The sequence below is a fragment of the Cupriavidus oxalaticus genome, assembly GCF_038900635.1.
GTDB lineage: Bacteria > Pseudomonadota > Gammaproteobacteria > Burkholderiales > Burkholderiaceae > Cupriavidus > Cupriavidus oxalaticus_B.
Genome location: NZ_JAYMRX010000008.1, coordinates 173,119 through 195,047 on the forward strand (window position 1 = coordinate 173,119; position 21,929 = coordinate 195,047).

Here is a 21,929-nt window from a genome sequence, read left to right on the forward strand (position 1 = left end):
GCCGATCCTTAGGTCGAATTCAGCCGATCCTGATGCAGCCGGCGCGCGCCGGCACCTACGCTTCAGGTCACGGGGCAGCTGCTCCGCCAGAACGACAAGACCTGAGGAGACACGCCATGCAGCTGGATCTGCTGATCCGGGACGCGTGCGTCCGCGACGACGCGCCCCTGACCGATATCGCCATCCGCGACGGGCGCATTGCCGCCATCGAACCCGGCATCGACGCGCCGGCGCACGAAGTGATCGAAGCCGGCGGCCGCGCCGCCATCCCGGGCCTGGTGGAGCCGCATCTGCACCTGGACAAGGCGCTGCTGCATCGCCGGCTGCCCGCCAGGCTGGGCACGCTCGACGAGGCCATCCGCGTCACCGGCATCCTGAAAAGCAGGCAGCAGCGGCATGACGTGCTGGACCGCTCGCGCCAGGTGCTAGACATGGCGGTCAGGCATGGCACCGTGGCGATCCGCGCCCATCCCGACGTCGACCTGATCCAGGGGCTGATCGGGGTGGAGACGCTGCTGGAGCTCAAGGCGGAGTACCAGGACCTGCTCGACCTGCAGATCGTGGCCTTCCCGCAGGAAGGCATCCTGAAGTCGCAGGGCACGCGCGAGCTGATGATCGAGGCCATGGACATGGGCGCGGACGTGGTCGGCGGCTGCCCCTACAACGAACTGAGCTGGGCCGATACCGTGCGCCATATCGACATGGTGTTCGAGCTGGCACAACGCTATGACGCGCCGGTCGACATGCATGCCGACTTTGCCGACGACACTGCCGACCAGCGCTTTGCCGCGGTTGACTACATCGCTCGGAAGACCATCGAATGCGGCTACCAGGGCCGCGTCTCGCTCGGTCATGTGACCAGCCTGGGCGCGCTCGACACGGCGCAGCTGGAGCCGCTGGTGGCGCAACTGCGCGAGGCCGGCATCAGCATCGTGACCCTGCCCGCGACCGACCTGTACCTCGGCGGGCGCAAGGACGCGCAGAACCAGCGCCGCGGGCTGACGCCGGTGAAGGCGCTGCATCACGGCGGGGTCAACGTCGCGTATTCGTCCAACAACATCCGCAATGCCTTCACGCCGTTCGGCAAGGCCGACATGCTGCAGATCGGCAACATGCTCGCGCACGTGGCGCAGTTCGGCGTGCCGGAGCACCAGCTCGCGGTGCTCGGCATGGGCACGCACAACGCCGCGCGCGCGATCGGGCTGCACGACAGCTATGGCCTCGAAGTGGGCCGGCAGGCCGATATCGTGATCCTCGACACCCTCAAGGTGGCTGACGCGCTGATCGACATTCCGCCGCGCCTGTGGGTAGTCAAGCGCGGGCGGATCACGGTGGTGACGCAGCACCGCTGCGACATCCGCCGGCACCGCTGCTGCGCGCACTGAACCGCCCCATACCTTTCAAGGCTTTCAAGGAGACGATCATGAAGAAGCTGCCTGCCGAAGTCGTGGCCTCGCTGCTGGCCATCACCACCGTTCCCATTGCCGCGCATGCCTCGCACCTGCCGCCGTGGGCCATCTTTATCAGCTGGGCCGCGACCTTTGCCATGGGCGGGCCGACGCCGGAGAACCTGAGGAAGATCTGGCCGACCTTGCCGGTGGGGTCGCTGTTCGCGTTCGTGATCGTGCTGTGCTTCCGGCAGGCCGCCGAGCAGTTCTCCGGACCGGCGCTGATCGCGGCGGAGATGGTGATCCTGTTCACGCTCAACGCCAGCATGATGTTCCTGGCGCGCGCCTTCTACACGCTGCGCTTCATTCCCGGGATGTTCTTCGGCTTTGCCTCGTACTTCGCCACGCTGTTCGGCGGTTTCGGGCCTACGCCGGGCGACCCCGTCGCCGCGCTTGGTGCCGTCGTCGCCATGAATGCCCTGGGCCCCGCTTATGCCTGGATCAAGGCGCGCTACTCGGCGCCGGAAAGCCTGGTCGAGCGCCCATGGCAGGCGCGCAAGCGCGAGGCCTGAGCCGCCATCGCATCGTCATCATCATCGCGGCTGCCCGCGCGGCGACAGCTCGGGGCAGCCGATTCGGGGGAATGGGTATGGAATACAGCGGCATGGAACATACGATGGAAATCGATCCCTGCGGCGGCACCTCGCGCAGGGCTTTCCTGGCAAGTTCGGCAGCGCTGGCGGGCAGCACGATCCTCGCGCCGGCAAGCGCCGAGGCGGCGCAGGACGCCGCGCCCGCGGCGCGCAGCGGCCTGGCGCATTCGGATGCGGGCATGGTCACCAGCCCGCATGGGCTCGCCAGCCAGGCCGGGCTGGAAGTGCTGAAGGCTGGCGGCAATGCGATCGAGGCCGCGATTGCGATCGGCGCGGTGCTGAGCGTGACCTATCCGCATTTCACCGGGCTGGGCGGCGATGCCTTCCTGGTGATCAGCGACCGCGACGGCAATGTGCGCTCGTTCTCCGGGATCGGGCAGGCCGCCGCCGAAACGCCGGGCTACAGCGGCACAATACCGTTGCGCGGGCCGGGTGCCGCGCTCACCGCGGCCGCGACGGTCGCGATCTGGGACCGTGCCTTTGCCTTCAGCAAGAGCCAGTGGGGCGGTACCCAGTCGTGGTCGAGCCTGCTGGGGCGCGCCACCGAGTACGCCGCCAACGGTTTCCCGGTCACGCCGTCGCAGTGCTTCTGGCAGGAGTTCCGCGCCGCCGACCTGCCGGCCTGGGGCGGCTTCGGCCGCGTGTTTGCTCCCGACGGGCGCATGCCTAAGCCGGGCGAAATGTTCCGCCAGCCCGAGCTGGCGCGCACGCTGGACCGGCTGGCGGCGGAGGGCGGACGGGAGTTCTATGAGGGCGATATCGCCGGCCGGCTGGCGGCAGGGCTGGCGCAGGCCGGCTCGCCGTTGCGCGCCAGCGACCTGGCGCGCTGCCAGGCGCGCGAGGAAGTACCGCTGCGCGTGGCCTATCGTGGCGGCGAACTGCTGGGCCTGCGCCCGCCCACGCAGGGCGTGACGACGCTGGAGATCATGGGGATCCTCGATCGTTTCGACCTGTCGGCCGTGCCCGAGGGCAGCGCCGACTACTATCACCTGCTGGTCGAAGCCGTGAAGCTGGCGTTCCTGGATCGCAACCGCTACGTTGCCGATCCCGATTTTGTCGACGTGCCGGTGGACCGGCTGCTGTCGCGCCGGCACCTGGATGCGCAGGCGCAACGCATCCGCATGGCCCGGGCCATGCCGTGGCCGCATGTCTACCAGCACGGCGATACGGTGTATATCGGCGCGGCCGACCGCGAGGGCCGTTGCGTCAGCATGCTGCAGACGGTGTATTTCGACTGGGGCAGCGGCGTGGTGGTGGGCGACACGGGCGTGCTCTGGCACAACCGCGGCGCGTCGTTCAGCCTCGATCCCGCCAGCCCCAACGTGTTGCAGGGCGGCAAGCGGCCCTTCCACACGCTGAACCCGGGCATCTTCCTGAAAAACGGCCGCCCGCGGCTGCTGTACGGCACGCAAGGCGCCGACGGACAGCCGCAGACGCTGGCGGCGGTGCTCACGCGGATGATCGACTACGGCATGGACCCGCTGACCGCGCTCGGCCGGCCGCGCTTCCTGCTGGGCAAGACGTTCTCCGACAGCCGCGACAGCCTCAAGCTGGAGCAGGACGCCGGCAGGCAGGTGTTCAGTGATCTGGCGGCGCGCGGCCACCAGCTGAGCCCGATCCCGGCGCAGAGCCAGTTGGCCGGGCATCCGGGCGCGATCCGGATCGGACCGAAAGGGCAGCTTGCCGGCGCGCACGACCCGCGCAGCGACGGACGCGCGCTGGGACTGTAGCCGGCGCGGTGCTAGCCGCGTCCGCGCAGCGGCTTCAGCAGATGCGACAGCCCGTTGTGGTCGAGTTCGTGCATCAGCGCCAGCAGCCCGCCAATCTCCCCTGGCGGGAAGCCTTCGCGGGCGAACCAGTTCAGGTAGTTGCCCGGCAGGTCGGCAATCACCGTGCCCTTGTGCTTGCCATAGGGCATGGTGACGCTGACCAGCCGCTTCAGTGCGTCGGAATCGAACGGAGTCATGGTGGCGTCCAGTCGGCAGGGCGCTACGCTACCACAGCTTGCGCGCGCCATTGACGCGCGGGACGCACGCGAGTCTGGCGTCAGGCGCCGTCGAGGAAGGTGCTGCGCTGGCCCAGGCGGCTGCCGAGCGCATCGGGGGCCAGGCTCATGCTGGCGGGATCGACGGCGCCAGCAGGTGCGGCTGCCCGCATCGGATCGACCGGGGCCGGGGCCATGCCCGGCTGCGCTGGCTGGCCTGCCGGTGCGTACGGGCTGGCTGCGCCCGGGGCCTGCGCGACCTGCGCGGACGGTGCGGTGGCCGGCATGGCTTGCATCGGTTGCGCGGACGGCGCCGGCTGGGTGGCTTGCATCGGTTGCGTGGCTTGCATCGGCTGGGCCGGTTGAAGGGGCTGGGCCTGCTGTGCGAACAGCGGGTAGGACGCGACCATCGCGCCAGCCATCAACAGGGATTTCGCCAGATGTTGCTTCATGCGTGTACCTCCAAATTAGCCTTCAGGCATGGGAAAGGCCACTTTAGCGCCGAGCCACCTGACATTCTGTTTGTTTTTGCAACGGTGATTTACCAGCCTTGCCATGCACGCTTGAGCGGGTTAATTACGCGCGCGATGCCAGCGCCACCGCTTCCACCTCCACTTTGAGTCCGAAGTGCAGCGGGCCGGTGGGCACTACCGCGCGCGCCGGCCGCGCTTCGCCGGCCCATGCGGCGTAGATCGCGTTGAAGGCAGGCCAATTGTCGATGCTGTCGACATAGACGCGCACCTGCACCAGCGCGCCGACGCTGCTGCCGGCCGCGGCCAGCGCAGCTTCGACGTTGGCCAGCACTTGCATGGCCTGCTCAGCGAACGGCGCGTCGACCAGCTTGCGGCCGTCCGGCGTGACCGGCAGTTGCCCCGAGATGAAGACCATGCCGTTGGCGACGGTGGCGTGGCTGTAGTGGCCGCCTGGGGTGGCCAGGGTGTCGGGGGAGATCGTCCGGATCGTGCGGTCGCTTGTGTTGGCGCTTGTGTCAGGTTTACCAGCCATGCAGTCGGCTCCATTCGGTAGTCTCGCCGTCGGCGGCGAGCGCGTGGTACGTGGGGAACTGCGCACCGGTGGCGCAGGCGTGATTGGGCAGGATACGCAGCAGCGTGCCGACCGGGAAGCGCGCGGCGATATCGCGGTCGGGCCCACCCTCGCGCGACAGGATGCCATGCTCCTGGTTGGCACCGCTCAGCACATAGCCGTCGATGGCCGCGCCGTCGAGTGCGCACACCTGGCCGTAGCCGAAATCGCGCTTCTGCTTCTGCGTGCCGCGGTCGCGGCTCATCGCCATCCAGCCTGCGTCGACGATGGCCCAGCCCTTCTCCGGCTGGTGCCCGATCACCGTGGTCAGCACGCTCAGCGCGATGTCGCCGGCGGCGCATACGCCCACGTTGTGCATCACCAGGTCAAGGAAGACGTAGACCCCCGCGCGCACTTCGGTCACGCCTTCCAGGCTTTGCGCGGACAGCGCGGTGGGCGTCGAGCCCACGCTGACCACGGCGCACGGCAGGCCGGCCTCGCGCAGCCGCTGCGCCGCATGCACGCAGCCGGCGCGTTCCTGTTCGGCCATCGCTGCCAGCGCGTCGGGCGTGTCCAGGTCGTAGCTGGAGCCTGCGTGCGTCATCACGCCGCCCAGGCGCATGCCGCCTTCGTGCAGCACGGTGCCGACTTCGATCAGCGCCGGCTCGTCCGGACGGATGCCCGAGCGGTGGCCGTCAGTATCGATCTCGATCCAGACCTCGAACGCCTCGCCATGCGCCGCGCCAAAGGCAACGATGGCGCGCGCCGATTCGGCGCTGTCGGTGACGATCTTGAGTTCGCAGCCCTGGCGCCGCAGCGCCAGCGCCTGCGGCAGCTTGCTGGCAACCATGCCGACACCGTAGAGGATGTCGGTGATGCCATCGGCAAAGAAATGCGCGGCTTCTTTCAGCGTCGAGACGGTGATGCCGCTGGCGCCGGCATCGATCTGCGCGCGCACGACCGGGGTGCATTTGCTGGTCTTGGCATGAGGGCGGAAGCGCACGCCGAGCGCATCCATGTGCGCCTGCATGCGGTCGATATTGCGCTGCATGCGCACGGTGTCGATCACTGCCGCGGGCGTTTCGAGTTGCGCCAGCGGGGTGCGGGAAATGGTCATGTCGTTCACGATGGGTTCAGTCGAGGTTCAATCCAGCAATTGGCCCCTTGCTTTCAGGGCTGGGCGGGCGGCAGCGCGGATGCGGCGCCGCGACCAGAGGTTCCCAGTGTAGGAAGCAAACGGTAGCCCGTGGTTAAATGGCGGAACATCAATCGTTAAGCTGAAGTGAATGATCCAGATCGAGGACCTGCGCCTGGTCGATGCGCTCGCGCAGTCGCCGTCGCTGAGCGCGGCGGCGCGTTCGCTCAATGTGACGCCACCCGCGCTGTCGGCACGGCTGCGCAAGCTGGAGGCCACGCTGGGGCTGGCGCTGGCCACCCGGACCGCCAGGCGGCTTAGCCTGACGCCCGAGGGCGAGCGCTTTGCGCGCGAGGGCGCTGCGCTGCTGGCGCAGCTGGAGGCATTGCCGGAGTCGTTCCGGCGCGAGGACAGCCGGCTGACGGGCACGCTGCGCGTCGTCGCGCCGTTCGGCTACGGGCGGCACCACCTGGCGCCGCTGCTGGCGCGCTTTGCCGAGCGCCACCCGGGCCTGCGGCTGCAGCTGGACCTGCGCGAGACGCCGTGGCCTGACCGCCATGATTCGGATGCGGTGATCCATATCGGCGCGGTGCGCGACTCGTCGTGGATCGCGCGCACGCTCGCACCCAATGCGCGCTGGGTATGCGCGAGCCCCGGCTACCTGCGCCAGCACGGCACGCCCGCCGAGCCGCGCGAGTTGCTGAACCATGCCTGCATCTGCATCCGCGAGAACGATGAGGACGTGACGCTATGGCGCTTCCGCCGGCAGGCAACCCATGCCGCCAGGCGCTCGCCCGCGCGGGAAACCGTGCGCGTGGTGCCGGCTTATACCAGCAACGACGGCAGCGTCGCGCGCCAGTGGGCGGAGCAGGGGCTCGGGCTGGTGCTGCGCTCCGAATGGGATACCGCCGATGCCATCGCGCGCGGCGCGCTGGTGCGGGTGCTCGCCGACTGGGAGTGCGACAGCGCGCCGGTGACCTTGCTGGTGCCCACGCGGCGCGGCCGCACGGCGCGCGTGCAGGCGCTGATGCAGTTCCTGGAGGAGGGGCTGGGCGGCGGGCAACGCGGCCGGCCGGACGGCAAGGGCCGCCGCTAGCGCGGAAAGTGCCAGTGCGGTTACACGTTGCTACGTGGCTAACGATCTGCGAACACCTGCGGCCGCGGGGCGCCGCTACATTGCCGGGCAGGAGGACATCACCATGCGAAGCATCCTGGCGGCCTGCGCTCTGGCAGGCGTGGCAGTCATGGGACCGGGCACCGCCCAGGCCCGCGTCAACGTCGATATCGGCATCGGCATTCCGGGCTATGCCGTGGCGCCGCCCCCGGTCTACTACGAGCCGGCGCCGGTCTATGTGGCACCGCCGCAACCGGTGGTCGTGGAACCCGCTTACTACGACGACTGGCGCGCCCGCGCCTGGCGCGAACAGCAATGGCGGGAGCGCAAGTGGCGCGAGCGGGAATGGCGCGAGCAGAGGCGGCGCGAGCGTGAATGGCGCCGCTGGCACGAAGGCTACGACGACTGAGTGATGCCGGCGGCAGATGCGGGAGATCGCGTCCGATCGTCTGCGCTTCCTGCCGCTTCCTGCCGCTTTCGGTGCCGGTCGGATGAACCGCGGGTTCCGGCCGCCTTGACTCGGGTCAAGGTCCAATCGGTCTTGCGGCCTAGACTGGATGCAATCAAGACCGAAGCGAGGGCATCATGGCCTACGACAGCATCCTGGTCCATCTGGACGGCAATCCACAGTCCTCCCGCCGCCTGCTCCTTGCCGGCCGCCTCGCCAGCGCTGCCGGCTGCCCGCTGATCGGTTTGCTGGCCGGGCGCGTACCCGACCCCGGCTGGTCCTACCGCATGGACGACGCCCGGCGCTGCCTGGCCGAAGACCAGGAACGCCGCCGGCTGCAGCGCGAAAACATGCATTGCGCCTTCGAGGCCGCCACCCGCGAACTTGGGGTCGTGGCCGAGTGGCGTGCGGTCGATCGCGACCCCGTCACGCTGGCGCTGCGCGAAGCGCGCGAGGCCGGGCTGATCGTGTCCGGCCAGTACGATGGCGACAACGTCGAAGGCCCGGTTGCCGGGCAGCTGCTGGAAGCACTGCTGCTGGAATCCGGCCGGCCCACGCTGGTGGTCCCATGCGCCGGCGAGTTCAGCGCCATCGGCACGCGCGTGCTGCTGGCCTGGAACGGCAGCCGCGAGGCCGCGCGCGCCCTGCACGACGCGCTGCCGCTGCTGGCCGGCGCGCAAGTCCGCGTACTCGGCGCCCATACCGCCGCCAAGGAGTTGCGCGCCGATGCCACGCCGGTCAGCCACGCGGTGCGGGTGCTGGAGCGGCAAGGCGCGTCGGTCGAGGTCGAGCACGGTCCCGGCGGCGCCGACCTGACCATCGGCGAGCTGATCCTGTCGCGCGCCGCGGACTTTGGCGCCGATCTGATCGTGATGGGCGCCTATGGCCATGGCCGGCTGCGCCAGCTGGTCCTTGGCGGCGTGACCCGCGTGCTGCTGCAGTCGATGACCGTGCCGGTGCTGTTCTCGCACTGAAGCCCGCGCCGCCGCAACCTCCTTGCCGTCTTACTTCAGCTGCGAGGCAAATTCCTCGAGCTGCGTGATGCAGATATTCCAGCCCTCGTGGAAGCCCAGCTCTTCATGCTGCTTGCGCGTGGCTTCGTCCGGATGCATCACGCGCGCGGTGTAGCGCGTGCCGTCGCCTTCGTCTTCCATGGTGATGACCGCGGTCATCGACAGCCATGGCTTGGCCGGGCGATAGCCCGCCACCAGCGCCGACGTGGAGACGATGCGCTCCATCGGCACCACCTCCAGGAAGCAGCCGGGGTTGTCGCTGGTGCCGCCATCAGGGCCCTGCATGAAGGTATGGAAGGCCCCGCCCGGGCGCATGTCGAAGGCGCGCACCTCGGTGGTCCAGGGCCTGGGGCACCACCATTGCTTGAGCAGTTCCGGATCGCTCCACGCGCGCCAGACCTTGGCGCGCGGCGCCTTGAGCAGGCGCGAGATGACCAGGTCCTGGGCGGCTTCAGGGCTTGCGTTGTTTCCGTTCGGCATCAGACAGTTCCTCCTGGTGAAGCGCTTCGACAAAGGCGGCGAGGCGGTCGGTGCGGGCCTCCCAAAGCGCATGTTGATCGGCCAGCCATTGCTGCGCTTCGGACAGCGGCCGCGGCACCAGCTCGCAGGTGCGCACGCGCCCCGTCTTGCGCGAGCGGACCAGGCCGCTGCGCTCCAGCACCTGCAGGTGCTTGAGGAACGAAGGCAATGCCATCGCGAACGGGGCTGCCAGTGCCGAAACCGTTTCCGGACCGCGTCCGAGCATGCTGACGACGGCGCGGCGGGTGGGATCGGCCAGCGCGTAGAAGACGTCGGACAGCTCGGGAACGGCGGGTAGGGCGGATTGGGCGGCGTAATGGTTAGCCATGTGGCTAAGTATAGGGGTGACGTCGCGTCTGGCAAGGAATCAATGCAAACGCCCCGGCGATGGCCGGGGCGCGAGTTGCCGGATGGAAAAGTTATTGCTGACGCACGTATGCCGCCAACGCGCGTACTTCTTCCGGCTTCAGGCTGGCAAACGGCGGCATCGGCACGGCGCCCCACTTGCCGTTGCTGCCCCCGCGGATGCTGGCTTCGAGCTTCGCCTGGGCCTGCGCATCGTCCTTGTAGCGCACGGCGACCTCATGGTAGGCCGGTCCGACCACCTTCTGCGTCACGCTGTGGCAGCTCAGGCAGGCATTCTTTGCCAGCAGCCCCTGCACGTCGACGCTGGCAGCGGCGGCGCTGGGCGCAGGCGCAGCCGGCTTGCCGGCCTTCTGCGCAATCGCCACGATGTCGGGATCCTTTGCCTTGGCCGAGCCATAGGCCACGGCCAGGTAGGCGCCGAGCTGCTCGACCTCGGCATCGTCGATCGGCGCGCCGTAGGCCTGCTGCATCTTCTTCATCTCGGCGGTCCACTGCGCCAGGCTCAGGCCGGGCGGCTGGTAGGAGACGTAGTCGGCCGAATGGCAGATCGCGCATTTCTGCATGGCGATGCCGTAGCCGGGCAGCTTGGCGGGTTTGAGCTTGACGTTCTCCGCCGGCAGCCTGATGTCTTGCGGCGCGGCGCCGGCATGGCCGGCACCGAGCAAGGCGAGCGCCAGCAGCGCGGGGGCGATGGTTGCTTTCATGGCGCGTTCCTCAGGCGATGGTGACCGGCGTGGCTTCGATGACATTGCGGCGGTAGCCGGCGGGGTTCCAGTTGGCCTTGGCCGGCTGGGTCTCGCCGTTGTTGCTGGTCGCGCGCACCATCAGCACCGCGGGGCCCTTGCGGGCGAACTTCACCGGCAGGTGCCACGCGCGGAACGAGAAGCGGCCCAGGTCTTCGCCCAGCTTTGCGGCCTGCCAGTTCTGCCCGCCATCGACGGAAACCTCGACCGTGCGGATGCCGGAGCCTCCGTCGAAGGCAATGCCCTTCAGCGCCACGGTGCGGTCGGCCGGAAGCCTGGCGCCGCTTTCGACGCTGGTGATAAAGCTGCGCACGGCCAGCGTCGAGATCGGCTTCGTCTTGGCCGCCGGCGTGCCGGGGGCCACGCACTGGCAATCGTTGTCCGGCACGCGATAGCCCTTGGTCATGAAGAACGCGTCATGGCCCTCGAACGGGTGGTCGAGCACTTCGATCTCGGACAGGTGCTTGATCCAGTAGGTGCCGAAATACCCCGGCACCACCAGCTTGAGCGGATAGCCGTTGAGCAGCGGCAGGTCTTCGCCGTTCATGCCCCAGGCCAGCAGCGGCTCGCCGTTCATCGCGTGCGCGATGTCGAGCGACTTGCGGAAGTCCGGCGTGCTCGGCAGCACCGGCGTATCCATGCCGTTGAAGGTCACCACCTTGGCGCCGGCCTTGACGCCCGCATGCTCCAGCACCTTGCGCAGCGGCACGCCGGTCCAGCGCGCATTGCCCATCGCGCCGTTGGCCAGCTGCGCGCCGAACACGCGCGGCTCGGCAAAGCCGCGGCTGTTGCCCGAGCACTGGTTCACCGCCACCACCTCGACGGGATCGGCCAGCTTCTTGAGTTCATCCAGCGACAGCCGCAGCGGCTTGCCGACATGGCCGCCCACGCTCAGCCGGTAAGTGTTCAGGTCCACCGACAGCGGGATGTTGGCCAGGTGATAGCGCACGAAGAAGGCGTCGTTGGCCGTGATCGGCCCTTCGTTGAACGCGGAGAAGGGCGTTTCCAGGTGTGGCGGGCGGGTGCTGACACGCACCAGCGGGCGCTTGCCGGGATAGCGCACCAGCGGGCGCGGGCCGTCGGCGAGCGTGACGCCGTCGGTCGCCTTCGCGGCAAGGGCGCCGAGCGGCGAGGCGACCAGCGCCAGCCCGCCGACATGGCGGACAAAACGGCGACGGGCGGGCGCGGGGGCAGGCTGAGGGGGCGTGTGCGGGGCGCCGGCAAGGTCGGCGGGCGTGTTCTTGTCTCGCATGGGGGCTTCTCCTTGGCGCTCGCGGGAGTGCCCGCGATGCGTTGTGGCGCTCACTTTGCACCCATGGTGTTAGCTTGTGAAACGGGTTTTCCTGCTAGCGGTTATCGATTGAATCGATATAGGGAAAACACCGCCGTTGGCGCTGGCGGAAACCGCTTGCGTCCCGGATTCGCTTTTCCTACATTTACCAAAACGTTTTTGTTAGCGGAAATTCATAACATCTGAGGCGAACTGCGCACAGACGCAGCGGCTGGCCACCGGCCACCGCACAACGCCCGGCACACCAAACGAGGAGCCTATTCATGTCCCACGCCGCCCCCGCGCCGGTGGACGAACTGCTGCCATGGCGGCGCCTGTTCGTCTTCGGCCTCCAGCATGTCCTTGTCATGGCCGCGTCGCCGATCGCGTCCGTGTTCCTGATGAGCAAGGCGCTCAACTTCCCGCCGGCGCTGGCGGTGCAGCTGCTCAGCGCCACCTTCGTGATCTGCGGCCTGGGCACGCTGCTGCAGTCGCTGGGCAAGCGCGGCATCGGCGCCAGGCTGCCGTTCGTGATGCTGCCCGGCGGCGCGCCGATCGTGCTGTTCATCCTGATCGCGCAGCAGACCGACGTGCAGACCGCGACCGGCGCGGTGATCCTGACCGGCGTTTTCTACTTCTGCGTGCTGCCGGTGTTCCGGCGCTGCCTGCGCTATTTCCCGCCGGTGGTGGTGGGGACGATGCTGCTGCTGGTAGCGATCAACCTGGCGCAGGTCTCGGGACGGCTGGTCGCGGGTCATCCCGCCGCGGGCGCCACGGTCGATCCGCTCAACCTGCTGCTGGCGTTTGCCACCATCGCCTGCACGGTGGCCGCATCGCGGCTGCTGACGGGGATGCTGGCGCAGCTGGCGATCCTGCTGGGATTGCTGGGCGGCGCGCTGGTGGCGGTGCTGACCGGCGCCTTCCATGTCGGCAATGTGTCGATGACGCCGGTGATCGCGCTGCCCACGCCGTTCCCGTTCGGCATGCCGACCTTCGACGTGGTGGCCGCGATCCCGCTGATGGTGTTTGCGGTGATCTCGATGGTGGAGGCCACCGGCCAGACGCTGGCGATCAGCGACGCGGTCGGCAAGCCGGTGGACCAGCAGCGCGACGTGCCGCGCACCATCCGCGCGGATGCGCTGACCTCGCTGGTGGGCGGGATGTTCGGCACCTCGCTGATCATCACCAGCGGCGAGAACATCGGCATCGTCCGTGCGACCGGCGTGCGCTCGCGCTTCGTCACCGCGGTGTCGGGCGCGATCCTGGTGGTGTTCGGGCTGCTGGTGCCGGTGTCATCGCTGATCAGCGCGATCCCCGAGGCAGTGGTCGGCGGCACCGGGCTGGTGGTGTTCTGCATCGTCGGCACCATGGGCATCGACATGCTGCGCAAGGTCGACCTGCGCCATCACGCCAACATGTATGTCGTCGCGGTGGCGCTGGCCGTGGGCCTGCTGCCGATCCTGGTGCCCGGCATCTACGGCGGGCTGCCGGCCAACCTGCGCATCCTGGTCGGCAACGGCGTGGCCATGGGCGCCATTACCGCCGCGCTTCTCAACTTCCTGTTTTTCCACACGGGCTTGCGTGCCGCGGCACCGGCCCCGGCGGTCGGCGATGATGCCGCCGCCACGCACTGATCCCGATTCCTGAATCGCAATGACTCGACACGATGCAACCCTGCCGGCCTGGCCCGGCAATAACGCCCCGGCGCTCCGGCCGGACCTGTTCACGCAACCCCGCATCCTGCTGCCGGAATGGACGCTGCTGCGCCAGGGCGCGGTCCGCGGGCATGCCGTGGTCGTGGAGGATGGCTGTTTCACCGTCGTGGGCAGCGCCGATGAGGTGAAGGCGCGCTTCCCCGGGCTGGAAACGCTGCCGCTGCCGCGCATGCTGCTGATGCCGGGCATGATCGACACGCACCACCACCTGACCCAGTCCTTCGGCAAGTCGCTGGTGTTCGGCGAGCCGTCGGAGATATTCCGCCGCGTCTGGGTGCCGCTGGAGGGCAGCCTGACGGCGGAGCACCTGTACCTGTCTTCCAAGCTGGCGGCGCTGGAAGCGCTGCGCGGCGGCTTTACCACCGTGGTCGATGCCGGCACGCGCAGCGACGCCGGGCTGGATGCGATCGCGCGCGCGGTCACCGATGCCGGCGTGCGCTGCGTGCTGGGGCTGATCTGCAACGACAAGCCCGGCGCGCAGACGCTCGACGCCGCGCCGATCCTGCGCCGCGCCGCCGCGCACCTCGACAAGTACGCGGGCGACTCACTGGTGGCGCCGTCGCTGGCGATCTCGATCCCCGAGGTCGCCAGCGACGCGATGCTGCACCACGTCTACCAGCTCTGCGCCGAATCCGGCCGCATCTTCCAAACCCACGCCAACGAGCACCTGGTGGCGGTAGAGCGCTCGCTCAACGCCTGCGGCCGCCGGCCCATCGAACACCTGGCGGCGGTCGGCGCGCTGGGCCCGGCGGCGCTGCTGGCGCATGCCACGCTGGTGACGCCGCACGAGATCCGCCTGCTCGCCGATACCGGCGCGGCGGTGGCCTACAATCCCGTGGCCAGCGCGTGGAAGGGCAACGCGGTAGCGCCCGCCGAAACCATGGCGACCTTCGGCGTGCGCCTTGGCCTCGGCACCGACGGCACCCGCAGCGACGCCTTCCGCCTGCTCGACTACGCCGAGTCGGCGCAACGCTTTGCCTTCGGCATCGGCGTGGGCGATTCTTCGTGCGGCGCCGGTTGGCGCTGGGTCGACATGGCCACGCACGATGCCGCCGAGGTTGCGGGACTGGGCGCGCTCACCGGCGAGATCGCGGCGGGCAAGCGCGCCGACTTCCTGCTGGTCGACCTTGACGTGCCCGAGCTGGCGCCGTCGTGGGACCTGACCTGGGAGCTGGTGCGGCTGGCCAACCGCGACCAGATCCGCGCGGTCTTTGTCGACGGCAGCCTGCGGCTGTGGCAAGGCTGGCCCACCGACTGGGATGCCCGCGCGCTGATGCAGGCCATCCACGAGATGGCCGCGGACACCGTCGCCAACGCACCGATCCGCAAGCTGCATGAAACGGCCGACGTGCATCGCGCCCGCCACGCCGTCCCGGCAACCGGCGAGGCAGCGTGACGATGGACATGACGTGGTTCAGTGTCGGCGTGGCGGTCTTCACCGGCGCGCTGGTCCAGGGCGCGACCGGCATGGGCTTCGCGCTGATCGTGGTGCCGGTGCTGGCGCTGGCCGCGCCGGCGATGCTGCCCGGCGCATTGCTGCTGGCGATGCTGCCGCTCAATGCCTACGTGGCCTGGCGCGAGCGCCATGCCATCGACCTGCGCGGCGCGGGCTGGATCAGCGCCGGGCGGCTGGCCGGTACCTTCGGCGGGCTGTGGGTGCTGGTGGCGATGCCGATGGCGTGGCTCAACGCGCTGGTCGGCGGCAGCACCATCGCCGCCGCGCTGGCGTCGCTGCTGGCGCCGGCCTTTACGCCGGGGCGCCTGACCTTTGCCTCGACCGGGCTGATCACGGGTGTCACCGAGACCGCCACCGGCGTGGGCGGGCCGCCGCTGGCGCTGGCCTACCAGCACGCACCGGTGGCGACGCTGCGCGCGACCGTGGCGCTGTGCTTCCTGGTGGGGGAGGTGATCTCGCTGGTGGTGCTGGCGCTGAGCGGCAAGCTCGGCATGGAGCAGGTGCTCTACGCCGCCGGCCTGTTGCCGGTGCTGGGCGTCGGCATGGTCGCCAGCCACCTGGTGCACCGGCGCATCAACCAGCGCATGCTGCGCATCGGCGTGCTGGTGTTCGCGCTGGTGTCGGGCGCGGTGGTGCTGCTGCGCGGCTAGGCAGTCAGGCAGTCAGGCAGTTGGCGTAGACGAGGCCCGCACCACCAGTTCAGGGGCTGGCCCGGCGATCACCGTGCGGCTGCGGTCGCCGGACAGGTGGGCAAACAGCAGCTCCACCGCCAGCGACGCCACCCGTTCCAGGTGCAGGTTGACCGCGGTGATCGGCGGCTGCGCGCCGCGGGCGCGGATACCGTCGTAGCGCGTGACCACCAGCACGTCCTCGGGCACGCGCTTGCCCAGGCTTTGCAGGTGGGCCATCGCGCCCACCGCGAACGCATCCACCGGCGCGCACAGCGCATCGAGCTGCGGCATCTGCGCCAGCAGCTGCGCGCAGGCATCGGCACCGCCGGCTTCGCCGCGTTCCTCGGGCGCCTTGACGATATGGCAGGGCAGGCCGGCCGCCTGCGTGAACTCGCGATAGGCGCGTTCGGTTTCCACGTACGACTGGCGCGGCGCGGCGCCGATCATCAGGCCGATATGCCGGCGGCCATGGCCGTGCAGGTGCTCCAGCAGCAGGCGCGCGGTTTCGGCCGATTGCAGGTCGATGCAGGGCACCGGCGTTTCGGTCAGCGGCTCGCGTCCGATCGACACGATGCTGACGCCGCGCTCGCGCAGCCGCGCGATATGCGGGTCGCCGGCAATCGGCTCGATCACGATGGCGCCGTCGATATCGAGCGTATCGAGCAATCCGCCCGCGCCTTCCAGCGGCGGCACCAGCACCACGCCGAGTCCGCGGCCCATTGCCGCTTCCGCGGCGATCGCCGCCACTTCCATCATGAAACCCAGCCGCGAAGTGCCGCCCGCCACTGCGAACGGCATCGACGACAGCAGCGCGATGCAGTTGGCGCGCCCCGACTGCAGCCGCTGCGCGCGCACGCTGGGCCGGTAGCCCAGTTCCGCGGCGATGCGCTTGACCCGTGCGCGCGTGGCCGGGTCCAGCACGCCGCGGTCGTTCAGCGCGTGCGAGACCGTGGTCAGCGACACGCCGGCGGCGCGGGCGACGTCGTGGATGGTGAGGCGGCGGGGGCGGTCTGGCGTGGAATCGGTCATGCCGGGTTTGAGCGAGGGATCAGGGCGGAGCATACAACAGCGGCCAGTGCAGGTCAGGCGGGGCAGCGCCGCGCGCCTTGCCTGGCCGGCGCCGACGACAACTCCCTCCAATGCTCGCGCGTGAAGGCGTAGAGCGTCTCGAGCGCCGGCGACAGCGAGCGCGCCGCCATGCGCGCGATGCCGTAGCGGCCGCAGCGGCGCGGGTCGGGCGGCATCGGCACTTCCGCCATCAGCCCCGCCGCGCGTTCCTGTCGGGTGATCGACAGCACGCCGAACAGCAGCGTGTCAGTAGCCAGTGTCACGCTGCGCAGCATGTCGAGGTTGTCGCAGTGCAGGGTGAAAAGCTTGTCCGGTGCGGCCTCGGGACCCCACAGCTCGGCCAGCTGGCGGCTGACGATGGTGCTGAGGGTGGTGGTCGCCACCGGGTAGGCGCGGATCGTCTCGATGTCGATGCGCCGCTTGCGCAGGATCGGATGGCCGGCGCGGCACACCAGCCCGGCGGGCAGCTCGCCCAGCGGTTCCAATTCGATGTCGTCGGCGGCGCGCAGCACGTAGGCGTCGCCGACGATGGCGTCGATGGTCTCGCGCCGCAGGGCGTCGAGCAGCGCAGTGGTGGCGCCGGTCTCGGTGCGGACCTTGATGCGCGGGTGCGCCTGCGCCATGTGGATCAGGAACGGCGTCAGCAGCAGCGCGGCGGGCGCGGGCGCCACGCCGATCGTCAGCGAGCCTTCCTCGCCGCCGCGCAGCAAGTCAAGGTCGCGACGCAGCTGGCGTTCCTCCAGCCGCATGCGGCGGGCGCGCTCGGCCACCAGCTCGCCGAACACCGTCAGGCGTGCGCGCCGAGCGCCGCGGTCGAACAGCGGCGCTTTCAGCTCGTGCTCCAGCGCGCGGATGCTGCGGCTCAGCGCCGGCTGGGTCAGGTGCACGGCGCGTGCGGCCTCGGAGAAGGTGCCGTGCTCGACGATGGCGAGCAGGTGCAGAAGTTTCTGGGTGTCCATGCGGAATCCCATGCGTGTTGGTTATGGGAGCGGTTCGATATTTGCATTTGAATCATACATTGGCGCTCCCTATGATGACCGGAAACCAGCGCGGGCCCCATGCGGCAGGCACCGCGCACCGTGATCGGAAAACACCGGAGACAACACATGCTCAAGCTGTTCATCGGCCTCGGCATCCCGTATATCGGGGTGATCGGGCTCTTGCCCTGGGTGGCTTCGGTCGAGCGCTTCGTGCTCGGCGTGCCCTTTATCTATGCCTGGATCTTTGCCTGGTTCGTGCTGACCTCGGGCTGCATGCTGGCCTGCTGGCTGCTGTTCGACCGCCATGCCGCCGAAGCGGTGCATGAAGCGTGAGGGGCCAGCCATGACTACAGCGGTATTTCTCGGCTTTATCGTCTTCTCGCTCTATCTCGCCATTCGCTCGAAGAAGGGCCACGGCGCGCAGAGTGTCCATGACTTTTTCGTTGCGTCGCGGCAGTTCGGCGCCTACCTGGTGTTCTTCCTGGCGGCCGGCGAGATCTACAGCATCGGCACCATGGTGGGCTTCCCCGGCGGCATCTATGCCAAGGGGCCGACCTATGGCGTCTGGTTCCTCGGCTACATCCTGCTGGCTTACCCGCTCGGCTATTTCCTTGGGCCAAAGATCTGGCAGGCGGGCGCGCGCTATAACGCGATCACGCTGCCCGACCTGTTCAAGGGCCACTACGGCAGCCGTGCGCTGGAACTGATCGTCGCCGGTTCTTCGATCCTGTTCCTGTTGCCGTGGGGCCAGTTGCAGTTCACCGGGCTGGTGGCGGCGCTAAAAGGGCTGGGCTGGGAGTTCGATCCCGTGTACCTGGTGCTGATCTCGGCGGCGCTGGCCTTTACCTATATCGCCATATCCGGCGTGCGCGCGTCGGCCTACATCGCCATCCTGAAAGACATCCTGATGGTGGTGGCGATCGTCGCCACCGGCGTCGCGGTTGGCTGGAAGGCCGGCGTGGGCGATGTCTTCCATGCCGCCAGCCTGCAGGTCAGCAACCAGATGAACGACACGCAGCTGCGCTTCTCGATGAGCACCATGCTGTTTCAGGCGCTGGGCTTCTACGTGATGCCGTTCGCGGTGCAGAACTTCTTCACCGCCAAGAGCGCCAACACCATCCGTCGCACGCAGGTGGCAATGCCGCTGTACATGCTGATGTACCCGTTCCTGGTGCTGGCGTCGTACTACGCGATCAGCCAGAACCTGCAGCTGGCCTCGCCCAACGAAGCGTTTTTCGCGGCGGCGGTGCGGCTGCTGCCTGACTGGCTGCTCGGGCTGGTGACCGCCGGCGCGGCGCTGTCGGGACTGCTGGTGCTGGCCGGCATCTGCCTGGCGATCGGCCCGATCGTCACGCGCAACCTGCTGCCGGGCATGCCCGAGCAGCGCCAGAAGCAGGGCGCAAAGGTGGTGATCGTGGTGTACCTGGTGCTGTCGATCTCGATGACGCTGGCCACGCCCAACCTGATGCTGACGCTGATCAACACCACTTACTACGGCGTGACGCAGTTCTTCCCTGGCGTGATCGTGATCCTGTTCTCGCTGAAGGTGCGGCCGGTGGCGATTGCGCTCGGCATCCTTAGCGGGCAGGGGCTGGCGATCGCGCTGTACGCGCAGCAGGCCGACTTCGGCGGCATCAACCTCGGCCTGGTCAGCCTTGCGGTCAACCTGCTCGTGACCGTGCTGGCGAACTACGCGCCGCGCCTGGCGCGCGTGCAGCCGGCCTGATCCTTACGACTCATGCAAGCAGCGATGACTAAGAACGACACGGCTAACGACACGGCGCGCACGCAGGTATTCGTGGCGCGCAAGATCCTCACGATGGACTCGGCACAGCCGGAAGCGACCCATGTCGCGGTACGCAATGGCCAGATCCTTGCGGTCGGCGGCGCGGCGCAGATGACGCCGTGGATTGACGCGGAGGTGGTCGACACCTTCCGCGACAAGGTACTGATGCCCGGCATGGTCGAAGGCCACTGCCACCTGATGGAAGGCGCGATGTGGGACGCGGTCTACGTCGGCTACTTCGACCGCCGCGATCCCGATGGCAGGCTGTGGCGCGGCTTGCGCACGCTGGACGATGTCATCGACCGCCTGGCCGAGGCCGCCGGCAAGCTGCAAGGCGCCGGCACGCCGCTGCTGGCCTGGGGCTTCGACCCGATCTACTTTGGCACCGCGCGGCTGTCGGTGCGCGAGCTGGATCGCGTCTCGGCGACGCGGCCGGTGGTGGTGATGCATGCCAGCGTCCATCTGATGAACGTCAATTCGTCGATGCTGGCGCTGGCCGGCATCGACGAAGACACCGACATCGATGGCGTGCACAAGGATGCGGACGGCAAGCCCACCGGCGAGCTGCAAGAGTTTGCGGCGATGTTCCCGGTGCAGCGCGTGATCGGCCGCGGCCTGTCGCTGGCTGCGGCGGAGGACGCGGAGGCGGTGCGCCGCTTCGGGCGCGTGGCGCAACTGGCGGGCGTGACCACGGCGACAGACCTGGTCAACGACCTCTCGGCCAAGGGCCTGGAAACGCTGCAAGCGGTGACGTCGGATGACGGCTTCCCGCTGCGCATCGTGCCCGCGTTCGCGCCGCAGCGCGACGCGCGGGGCGGGCCCGAACGCGTGCGGCGGGCTGCAGCCGCCGGCTCAGACAAGCTCCACTTCGGCCCGGTCAAGTTCATCGTCGACGGCTCGATCCAGGGCTTTACCGCGCGGCTGCGCACACCCGGCTACGCCGGCGGCCAGCCCAACGGCCTGTGGCTGATCCCGCCGGAACAGTTGCTGGACGCGTTCGCGCCGTTCCACCTGGCCGGGCTGCCGCTGCATATCCATACCAACGGCGACGAAGCCACCGAGGTCGTGCTCGACACGCTGGAGGCGCTGCTGTCACGCCATCCGCGCGCCGGCCATCGCCATACGCTGCAGCACTGCCAGCTTGCCGATGCCGCGCAGCTGGCGCGAGCGAAGCGCCTCGGCGTGTGCATCAACTTCTTCGCCAACCACCTGTATTACTGGGGCGATGCCCATGCCACGCAGACCGTGGGCCCGGCGCGTGCCGCGCGCATGAACCCGGCAGGCACCGCGCAGCGCCTCGGCATTCCGTTCGCGATCCATTCCGATGCGCCGATCACGCCGCTGAACCCGCTCTTCACGGCGTGGTGCGCGGTACAGCGCCAGAGCGCCTCGGGCCGTGACATGGGCGAGGCCGAGCGGCTGACGGTGGCCGACGCGCTTTATGCGGTGACGATGGGCGCCGCTTACACGCTCGGACTCGACCATCGCATCGGCAGCATCGCGCCCGGCAAGCTGGCCGACTTTGCCGTGCTGGAGGACGATCCCGCCGCCGTGGATCCTGCGCAACTCAAGGATGTGCGAGTGTGGGGCACGGTGCTGGGCGGCCGCGTGTTCGAGGCGCCTTCGAGATGAACGCCCGGCTTCCGATCCCGCTGGTCGTCGTCGGCGGCTACCTGGGCGCGGGCAAGACCACACTGCTGAACCGGCTGCTGGCCAACGTGCGAGGGCTGCGCATTGCCGTCCTGGTGAACGACTTCGGCGAGATAAATATCGACGCCGCGCTGATCCGCACGCGCAGCGACGATGTGATCCAGCTGGAGAATGGCTGCGTGTGCTGTTCTATCGGCGGCCGGCTGGCTGAGGCCCTGGTGGCGATCGCCGACCGCGATGCGCGGCCCGACCTGCTGGTGATCGAGGCCAGCGGTGTGTCAGACCCGCAGCGCATCGCACAGATCGGCCTGCTCGATCCGGCGTTCCGGCTCAATGCGGTGCTGGTGGTGGTGGATGCCGCCGCCGTGCATGACAGCCTGGCCGACCCGCTGGTCGGCGAGATGGTGCGGCAGCAGATCGCGGGCGCATCGGTGGTGGCGCTGACCAAGACCGACCTGTGCGCTGCCGGTGGTGCTGCGGCAACGACCGGGACCGTCGGTACGCTTGCGCCACGCGCCACGGTGCTGGAAGCGCGCCATGGCGACCTGCCTCTGTCAGTCTTTATCGACGCGGCCATGCCCGCGCCAGCCGGCACCGGCGTGCTGCAGGCGCATGCAGGGTGGCAGCGTCCCGCGCCACATGCCGGCATCCGCAGCATGGCCTACCGGACCGGCCGCGGCTTTGACAAGGCGCGGCTGCGACAGGCACTGCTGACGCCGCCCGTGCGCCTGCTGCGCGCGAAGGGCCTGGTCAGGCTGGCGGCCGATCCGCGGCTGCACGAGGTACACGTGGTCGGGGGCAGGATGCGGATGCGGCCCCTGCCGCGCGGCGAAGCTGGCGAGTCCAGCGAGTCCGCGCTGGTATTCATTGGCGCCTTCGATGCCGCGGGAGCGGATGCCATTTCCGCCAGCATGGCGTCTGCACTGGCCTGAAACAGAAGGCGTCAG

General features: G+C 69.0%; 23 protein-coding genes. 13 read left to right on the forward strand and 10 right to left on the reverse strand.

From position 1 onward, the window contains the following. The first annotated feature begins 116 nt into the window (after nt 1-116). The 3 genes from VSR71_RS15675 (at nt 117) to ggt (ending at nt 3,771) form a co-directional block, all read left to right on the forward strand. Nucleotides 117-1,385: an amidohydrolase family protein gene (locus VSR71_RS15675; RefSeq protein WP_342914771.1), complete on the forward strand. Its 1,269-nt coding sequence runs from the start codon at nt 117-119 to the stop codon at nt 1,383-1,385. 38 nt (nt 1,386-1,423) lie between these two features. Next, a complete protein-coding gene (locus VSR71_RS15680) occupies nt 1,424-1,960 on the forward strand; it encodes a DUF1097 domain-containing protein (RefSeq protein WP_342914772.1) in 537 nt (178 codons plus the stop codon). A gap of 92 nt (nt 1,961-2,052) precedes the next feature. Further along, nucleotides 2,053-3,771, forward strand: a complete 1,719-nt coding sequence (gene ggt / locus VSR71_RS15685; protein ID WP_342914773.1) for a gamma-glutamyltransferase — start codon at nt 2,053-2,055, stop codon at nt 3,769-3,771. A gap of 11 nt (nt 3,772-3,782) precedes the next feature. Here ggt and VSR71_RS15690 read toward each other — a convergent pair whose 3' ends face one another. The 4 genes from VSR71_RS15690 to VSR71_RS15705 all read right to left on the reverse strand — a co-directional run bounded on the left by VSR71_RS15690 (nt 3,783) and on the right by VSR71_RS15705 (nt 6,165). Beyond that, nucleotides 3,783-4,007: a DUF3820 family protein gene (locus VSR71_RS15690; RefSeq protein ID WP_063240740.1), complete on the reverse strand. Its 225-nt coding sequence runs from the start codon at nt 4,005-4,007 to the stop codon at nt 3,783-3,785. 80 nt (nt 4,008-4,087) lie between these two features. Continuing rightward, a complete protein-coding gene (locus VSR71_RS15695) occupies nt 4,088-4,477 on the reverse strand; it encodes a hypothetical protein (RefSeq protein WP_342914774.1) in 390 nt (129 codons plus the stop codon). A gap of 124 nt (nt 4,478-4,601) precedes the next feature. Next, nucleotides 4,602-5,030 carry a RidA family protein gene (locus VSR71_RS15700; protein ID WP_342914775.1) on the reverse strand — a complete coding sequence of 143 codons (429 nt, stop codon included), beginning with the start codon at nt 5,028-5,030 and terminating at the stop codon, nt 4,602-4,604. Further along, nucleotides 5,020-6,165 (reverse strand): DSD1 family PLP-dependent enzyme, encoded by a 1,146-nt coding sequence (locus VSR71_RS15705; RefSeq protein ID WP_342914776.1) that lies wholly within the window; start codon nt 6,163-6,165, stop codon nt 5,020-5,022. Before VSR71_RS15705 ends, VSR71_RS15700 begins: the two co-directional genes overlap by 11 nt. 169 nt (nt 6,166-6,334) lie before the next feature. Between VSR71_RS15705 and VSR71_RS15710 the strand changes: the two genes are divergently transcribed. From VSR71_RS15710 to VSR71_RS15720, 3 genes are all read left to right on the forward strand, one after another. Then, a complete protein-coding gene (locus tag VSR71_RS15710; RefSeq protein WP_342914777.1) occupies nt 6,335-7,279 on the forward strand; it encodes a LysR family transcriptional regulator in 945 nt (314 codons plus the stop codon). A 103-nt stretch (nt 7,280-7,382) separates the two neighbouring features. After that, on the forward strand, nt 7,383-7,706 hold the full coding sequence (locus VSR71_RS15715; RefSeq protein ID WP_342914778.1) for a hypothetical protein: 324 nt from the start codon (nt 7,383-7,385) through the stop codon (nt 7,704-7,706). A 176-nt stretch (nt 7,707-7,882) separates the two neighbouring features. Continuing rightward, entirely contained in the window at nt 7,883-8,719 is an 837-nt protein-coding gene (locus VSR71_RS15720; protein WP_342914779.1) for a universal stress protein, read from the forward strand. 30 nt (nt 8,720-8,749) lie between these two features. Here the strand turns inward: VSR71_RS15720 and VSR71_RS15725 are convergent, their stop codons facing one another. The 4 genes from VSR71_RS15725 to VSR71_RS15740 all read right to left on the reverse strand — a co-directional run bounded on the left by VSR71_RS15725 (nt 8,750) and on the right by VSR71_RS15740 (nt 11,638). Beyond that, on the reverse strand, nt 8,750-9,238 hold the full coding sequence (locus tag VSR71_RS15725; RefSeq protein ID WP_342914780.1) for an SRPBCC family protein: 489 nt from the start codon (nt 9,236-9,238) through the stop codon (nt 8,750-8,752). Beyond that, nucleotides 9,210-9,605 (reverse strand): metalloregulator ArsR/SmtB family transcription factor, encoded by a 396-nt coding sequence (locus VSR71_RS15730; protein WP_342914781.1) that lies wholly within the window; start codon nt 9,603-9,605, stop codon nt 9,210-9,212. Before VSR71_RS15730 ends, VSR71_RS15725 begins: the two co-directional genes overlap by 29 nt. 91 nt (nt 9,606-9,696) lie before the next feature. Further along, complete coding sequence (locus VSR71_RS15735; protein WP_342914782.1) at nt 9,697-10,347, reverse strand: c-type cytochrome; 651 nt, start codon at nt 10,345-10,347, stop codon at nt 9,697-9,699. A gap of 10 nt (nt 10,348-10,357) precedes the next feature. Then, nucleotides 10,358-11,638: a molybdopterin-dependent oxidoreductase gene (locus VSR71_RS15740; RefSeq protein ID WP_342914783.1), complete on the reverse strand. Its 1,281-nt coding sequence runs from the start codon at nt 11,636-11,638 to the stop codon at nt 10,358-10,360. 302 nt (nt 11,639-11,940) lie between these two features. On the opposite strand from VSR71_RS15740, the gene VSR71_RS15745 reads away from it, so the two are divergent. The 3 genes from VSR71_RS15745 to VSR71_RS15755 are packed head-to-tail and all read left to right on the forward strand — an operon-like array spanning nt 11,941 to nt 15,477. Next, on the forward strand, nt 11,941-13,290 hold the full coding sequence (locus VSR71_RS15745; RefSeq protein WP_342914784.1) for a uracil-xanthine permease family protein: 1,350 nt from the start codon (nt 11,941-11,943) through the stop codon (nt 13,288-13,290). Nucleotides 13,291-13,309: 19 nt separating this feature from the next. After that, a complete protein-coding gene (locus VSR71_RS15750; protein ID WP_342914785.1) occupies nt 13,310-14,767 on the forward strand; it encodes an amidohydrolase family protein in 1,458 nt (485 codons plus the stop codon). 2 nt (nt 14,768-14,769) lie between these two features. Next, nucleotides 14,770-15,477 (forward strand): sulfite exporter TauE/SafE family protein, encoded by a 708-nt coding sequence (locus tag VSR71_RS15755; protein WP_209757903.1) that lies wholly within the window; start codon nt 14,770-14,772, stop codon nt 15,475-15,477. A 12-nt stretch (nt 15,478-15,489) separates the two neighbouring features. Here VSR71_RS15755 and VSR71_RS15760 read toward each other — a convergent pair whose 3' ends face one another. Both VSR71_RS15760 and VSR71_RS15765 read right to left on the reverse strand, forming a co-directional pair. Then, nucleotides 15,490-16,527, reverse strand: coding sequence for a LacI family DNA-binding transcriptional regulator (locus VSR71_RS15760; RefSeq protein WP_342914786.1), 1,038 nt, complete (start codon nt 16,525-16,527; stop codon nt 15,490-15,492). 53 nt (nt 16,528-16,580) lie between these two features. After that, on the reverse strand, nt 16,581-17,525 hold the full coding sequence (locus VSR71_RS15765; RefSeq protein ID WP_342914787.1) for a LysR family transcriptional regulator: 945 nt from the start codon (nt 17,523-17,525) through the stop codon (nt 16,581-16,583). Between the two features lie 147 nt (nt 17,526-17,672). Here VSR71_RS15765 and VSR71_RS15770 point away from each other — a divergent pair, with 147 nt between their 5' ends. Genes VSR71_RS15770 through VSR71_RS15785 form a run of 4 tightly spaced genes read left to right on the forward strand, consistent with a single transcriptional unit; the run spans nt 17,673 to nt 21,914 of the window. Then, a complete protein-coding gene (locus VSR71_RS15770; RefSeq protein ID WP_209806142.1) occupies nt 17,673-17,879 on the forward strand; it encodes a DUF3311 domain-containing protein in 207 nt (68 codons plus the stop codon). Between the two features lie 10 nt (nt 17,880-17,889). After that, on the forward strand, nt 17,890-19,272 hold the full coding sequence (locus VSR71_RS15775; protein WP_342914788.1) for a sodium:solute symporter family protein: 1,383 nt from the start codon (nt 17,890-17,892) through the stop codon (nt 19,270-19,272). A 24-nt stretch (nt 19,273-19,296) separates the two neighbouring features. After that, on the forward strand, nt 19,297-20,964 hold the full coding sequence (locus tag VSR71_RS15780; RefSeq protein ID WP_342914789.1) for an amidohydrolase: 1,668 nt from the start codon (nt 19,297-19,299) through the stop codon (nt 20,962-20,964). Continuing rightward, nucleotides 20,961-21,914, forward strand: a complete 954-nt coding sequence (locus VSR71_RS15785; RefSeq protein WP_342914790.1) for a GTP-binding protein — start codon at nt 20,961-20,963, stop codon at nt 21,912-21,914. Before VSR71_RS15780 ends, VSR71_RS15785 begins: the two co-directional genes overlap by 4 nt. The last annotated feature ends 15 nt before the right edge of the window (nt 21,915-21,929 follow it).

Excerpts from the sequence above, each read along its gene's own strand:
- VSR71_RS15675 (WP_342914771.1), top strand. The coding sequence starts at position 117 with ATGCAGCTGGATCTGCTGATCCGGGACGCGTGCGTCCGCGACGACGCG.
- VSR71_RS15680 (WP_342914772.1), top strand. The coding sequence starts at position 1,424 with ATGAAGAAGCTGCCTGCCGAAGTCGTGGCCTCGCTGCTGGCCATCACC.
- ggt (WP_342914773.1), top strand. The coding sequence starts at position 2,053 with ATGGAACATACGATGGAAATCGATCCCTGCGGCGGCACCTCGCGCAGG.
- VSR71_RS15690 (WP_063240740.1), bottom strand. The coding sequence starts at position 4,007 with ATGACTCCGTTCGATTCCGACGCACTGAAGCGGCTGGTCAGCGTCACC.
- VSR71_RS15695 (WP_342914774.1), bottom strand. The coding sequence starts at position 4,477 with ATGAAGCAACATCTGGCGAAATCCCTGTTGATGGCTGGCGCGATGGTC.
- VSR71_RS15700 (WP_342914775.1), bottom strand. The coding sequence starts at position 5,030 with ATGGCTGGTAAACCTGACACAAGCGCCAACACAAGCGACCGCACGATC.
- VSR71_RS15705 (WP_342914776.1), bottom strand. The coding sequence starts at position 6,165 with ATGACCATTTCCCGCACCCCGCTGGCGCAACTCGAAACGCCCGCGGCA.
- VSR71_RS15710 (WP_342914777.1), top strand. The coding sequence starts at position 6,335 with ATGATCCAGATCGAGGACCTGCGCCTGGTCGATGCGCTCGCGCAGTCG.
- VSR71_RS15715 (WP_342914778.1), top strand. The coding sequence starts at position 7,383 with ATGCGAAGCATCCTGGCGGCCTGCGCTCTGGCAGGCGTGGCAGTCATG.
- VSR71_RS15720 (WP_342914779.1), top strand. The coding sequence starts at position 7,883 with ATGGCCTACGACAGCATCCTGGTCCATCTGGACGGCAATCCACAGTCC.
- VSR71_RS15725 (WP_342914780.1), bottom strand. The coding sequence starts at position 9,238 with ATGCCGAACGGAAACAACGCAAGCCCTGAAGCCGCCCAGGACCTGGTC.
- VSR71_RS15730 (WP_342914781.1), bottom strand. The coding sequence starts at position 9,605 with ATGGCTAACCATTACGCCGCCCAATCCGCCCTACCCGCCGTTCCCGAG.
- VSR71_RS15735 (WP_342914782.1), bottom strand. The coding sequence starts at position 10,347 with ATGAAAGCAACCATCGCCCCCGCGCTGCTGGCGCTCGCCTTGCTCGGT.
- VSR71_RS15740 (WP_342914783.1), bottom strand. The coding sequence starts at position 11,638 with ATGCGAGACAAGAACACGCCCGCCGACCTTGCCGGCGCCCCGCACACG.
- VSR71_RS15745 (WP_342914784.1), top strand. The coding sequence starts at position 11,941 with ATGTCCCACGCCGCCCCCGCGCCGGTGGACGAACTGCTGCCATGGCGG.
- VSR71_RS15750 (WP_342914785.1), top strand. The coding sequence starts at position 13,310 with ATGACTCGACACGATGCAACCCTGCCGGCCTGGCCCGGCAATAACGCC.
- VSR71_RS15755 (WP_209757903.1), top strand. The coding sequence starts at position 14,770 with ATGGACATGACGTGGTTCAGTGTCGGCGTGGCGGTCTTCACCGGCGCG.
- VSR71_RS15760 (WP_342914786.1), bottom strand. The coding sequence starts at position 16,527 with ATGACCGATTCCACGCCAGACCGCCCCCGCCGCCTCACCATCCACGAC.
- VSR71_RS15765 (WP_342914787.1), bottom strand. The coding sequence starts at position 17,525 with ATGGACACCCAGAAACTTCTGCACCTGCTCGCCATCGTCGAGCACGGC.
- VSR71_RS15770 (WP_209806142.1), top strand. The coding sequence starts at position 17,673 with ATGCTCAAGCTGTTCATCGGCCTCGGCATCCCGTATATCGGGGTGATC.
- VSR71_RS15775 (WP_342914788.1), top strand. The coding sequence starts at position 17,890 with ATGACTACAGCGGTATTTCTCGGCTTTATCGTCTTCTCGCTCTATCTC.
- VSR71_RS15780 (WP_342914789.1), top strand. The coding sequence starts at position 19,297 with ATGACTAAGAACGACACGGCTAACGACACGGCGCGCACGCAGGTATTC.
- VSR71_RS15785 (WP_342914790.1), top strand. The coding sequence starts at position 20,961 with ATGAACGCCCGGCTTCCGATCCCGCTGGTCGTCGTCGGCGGCTACCTG.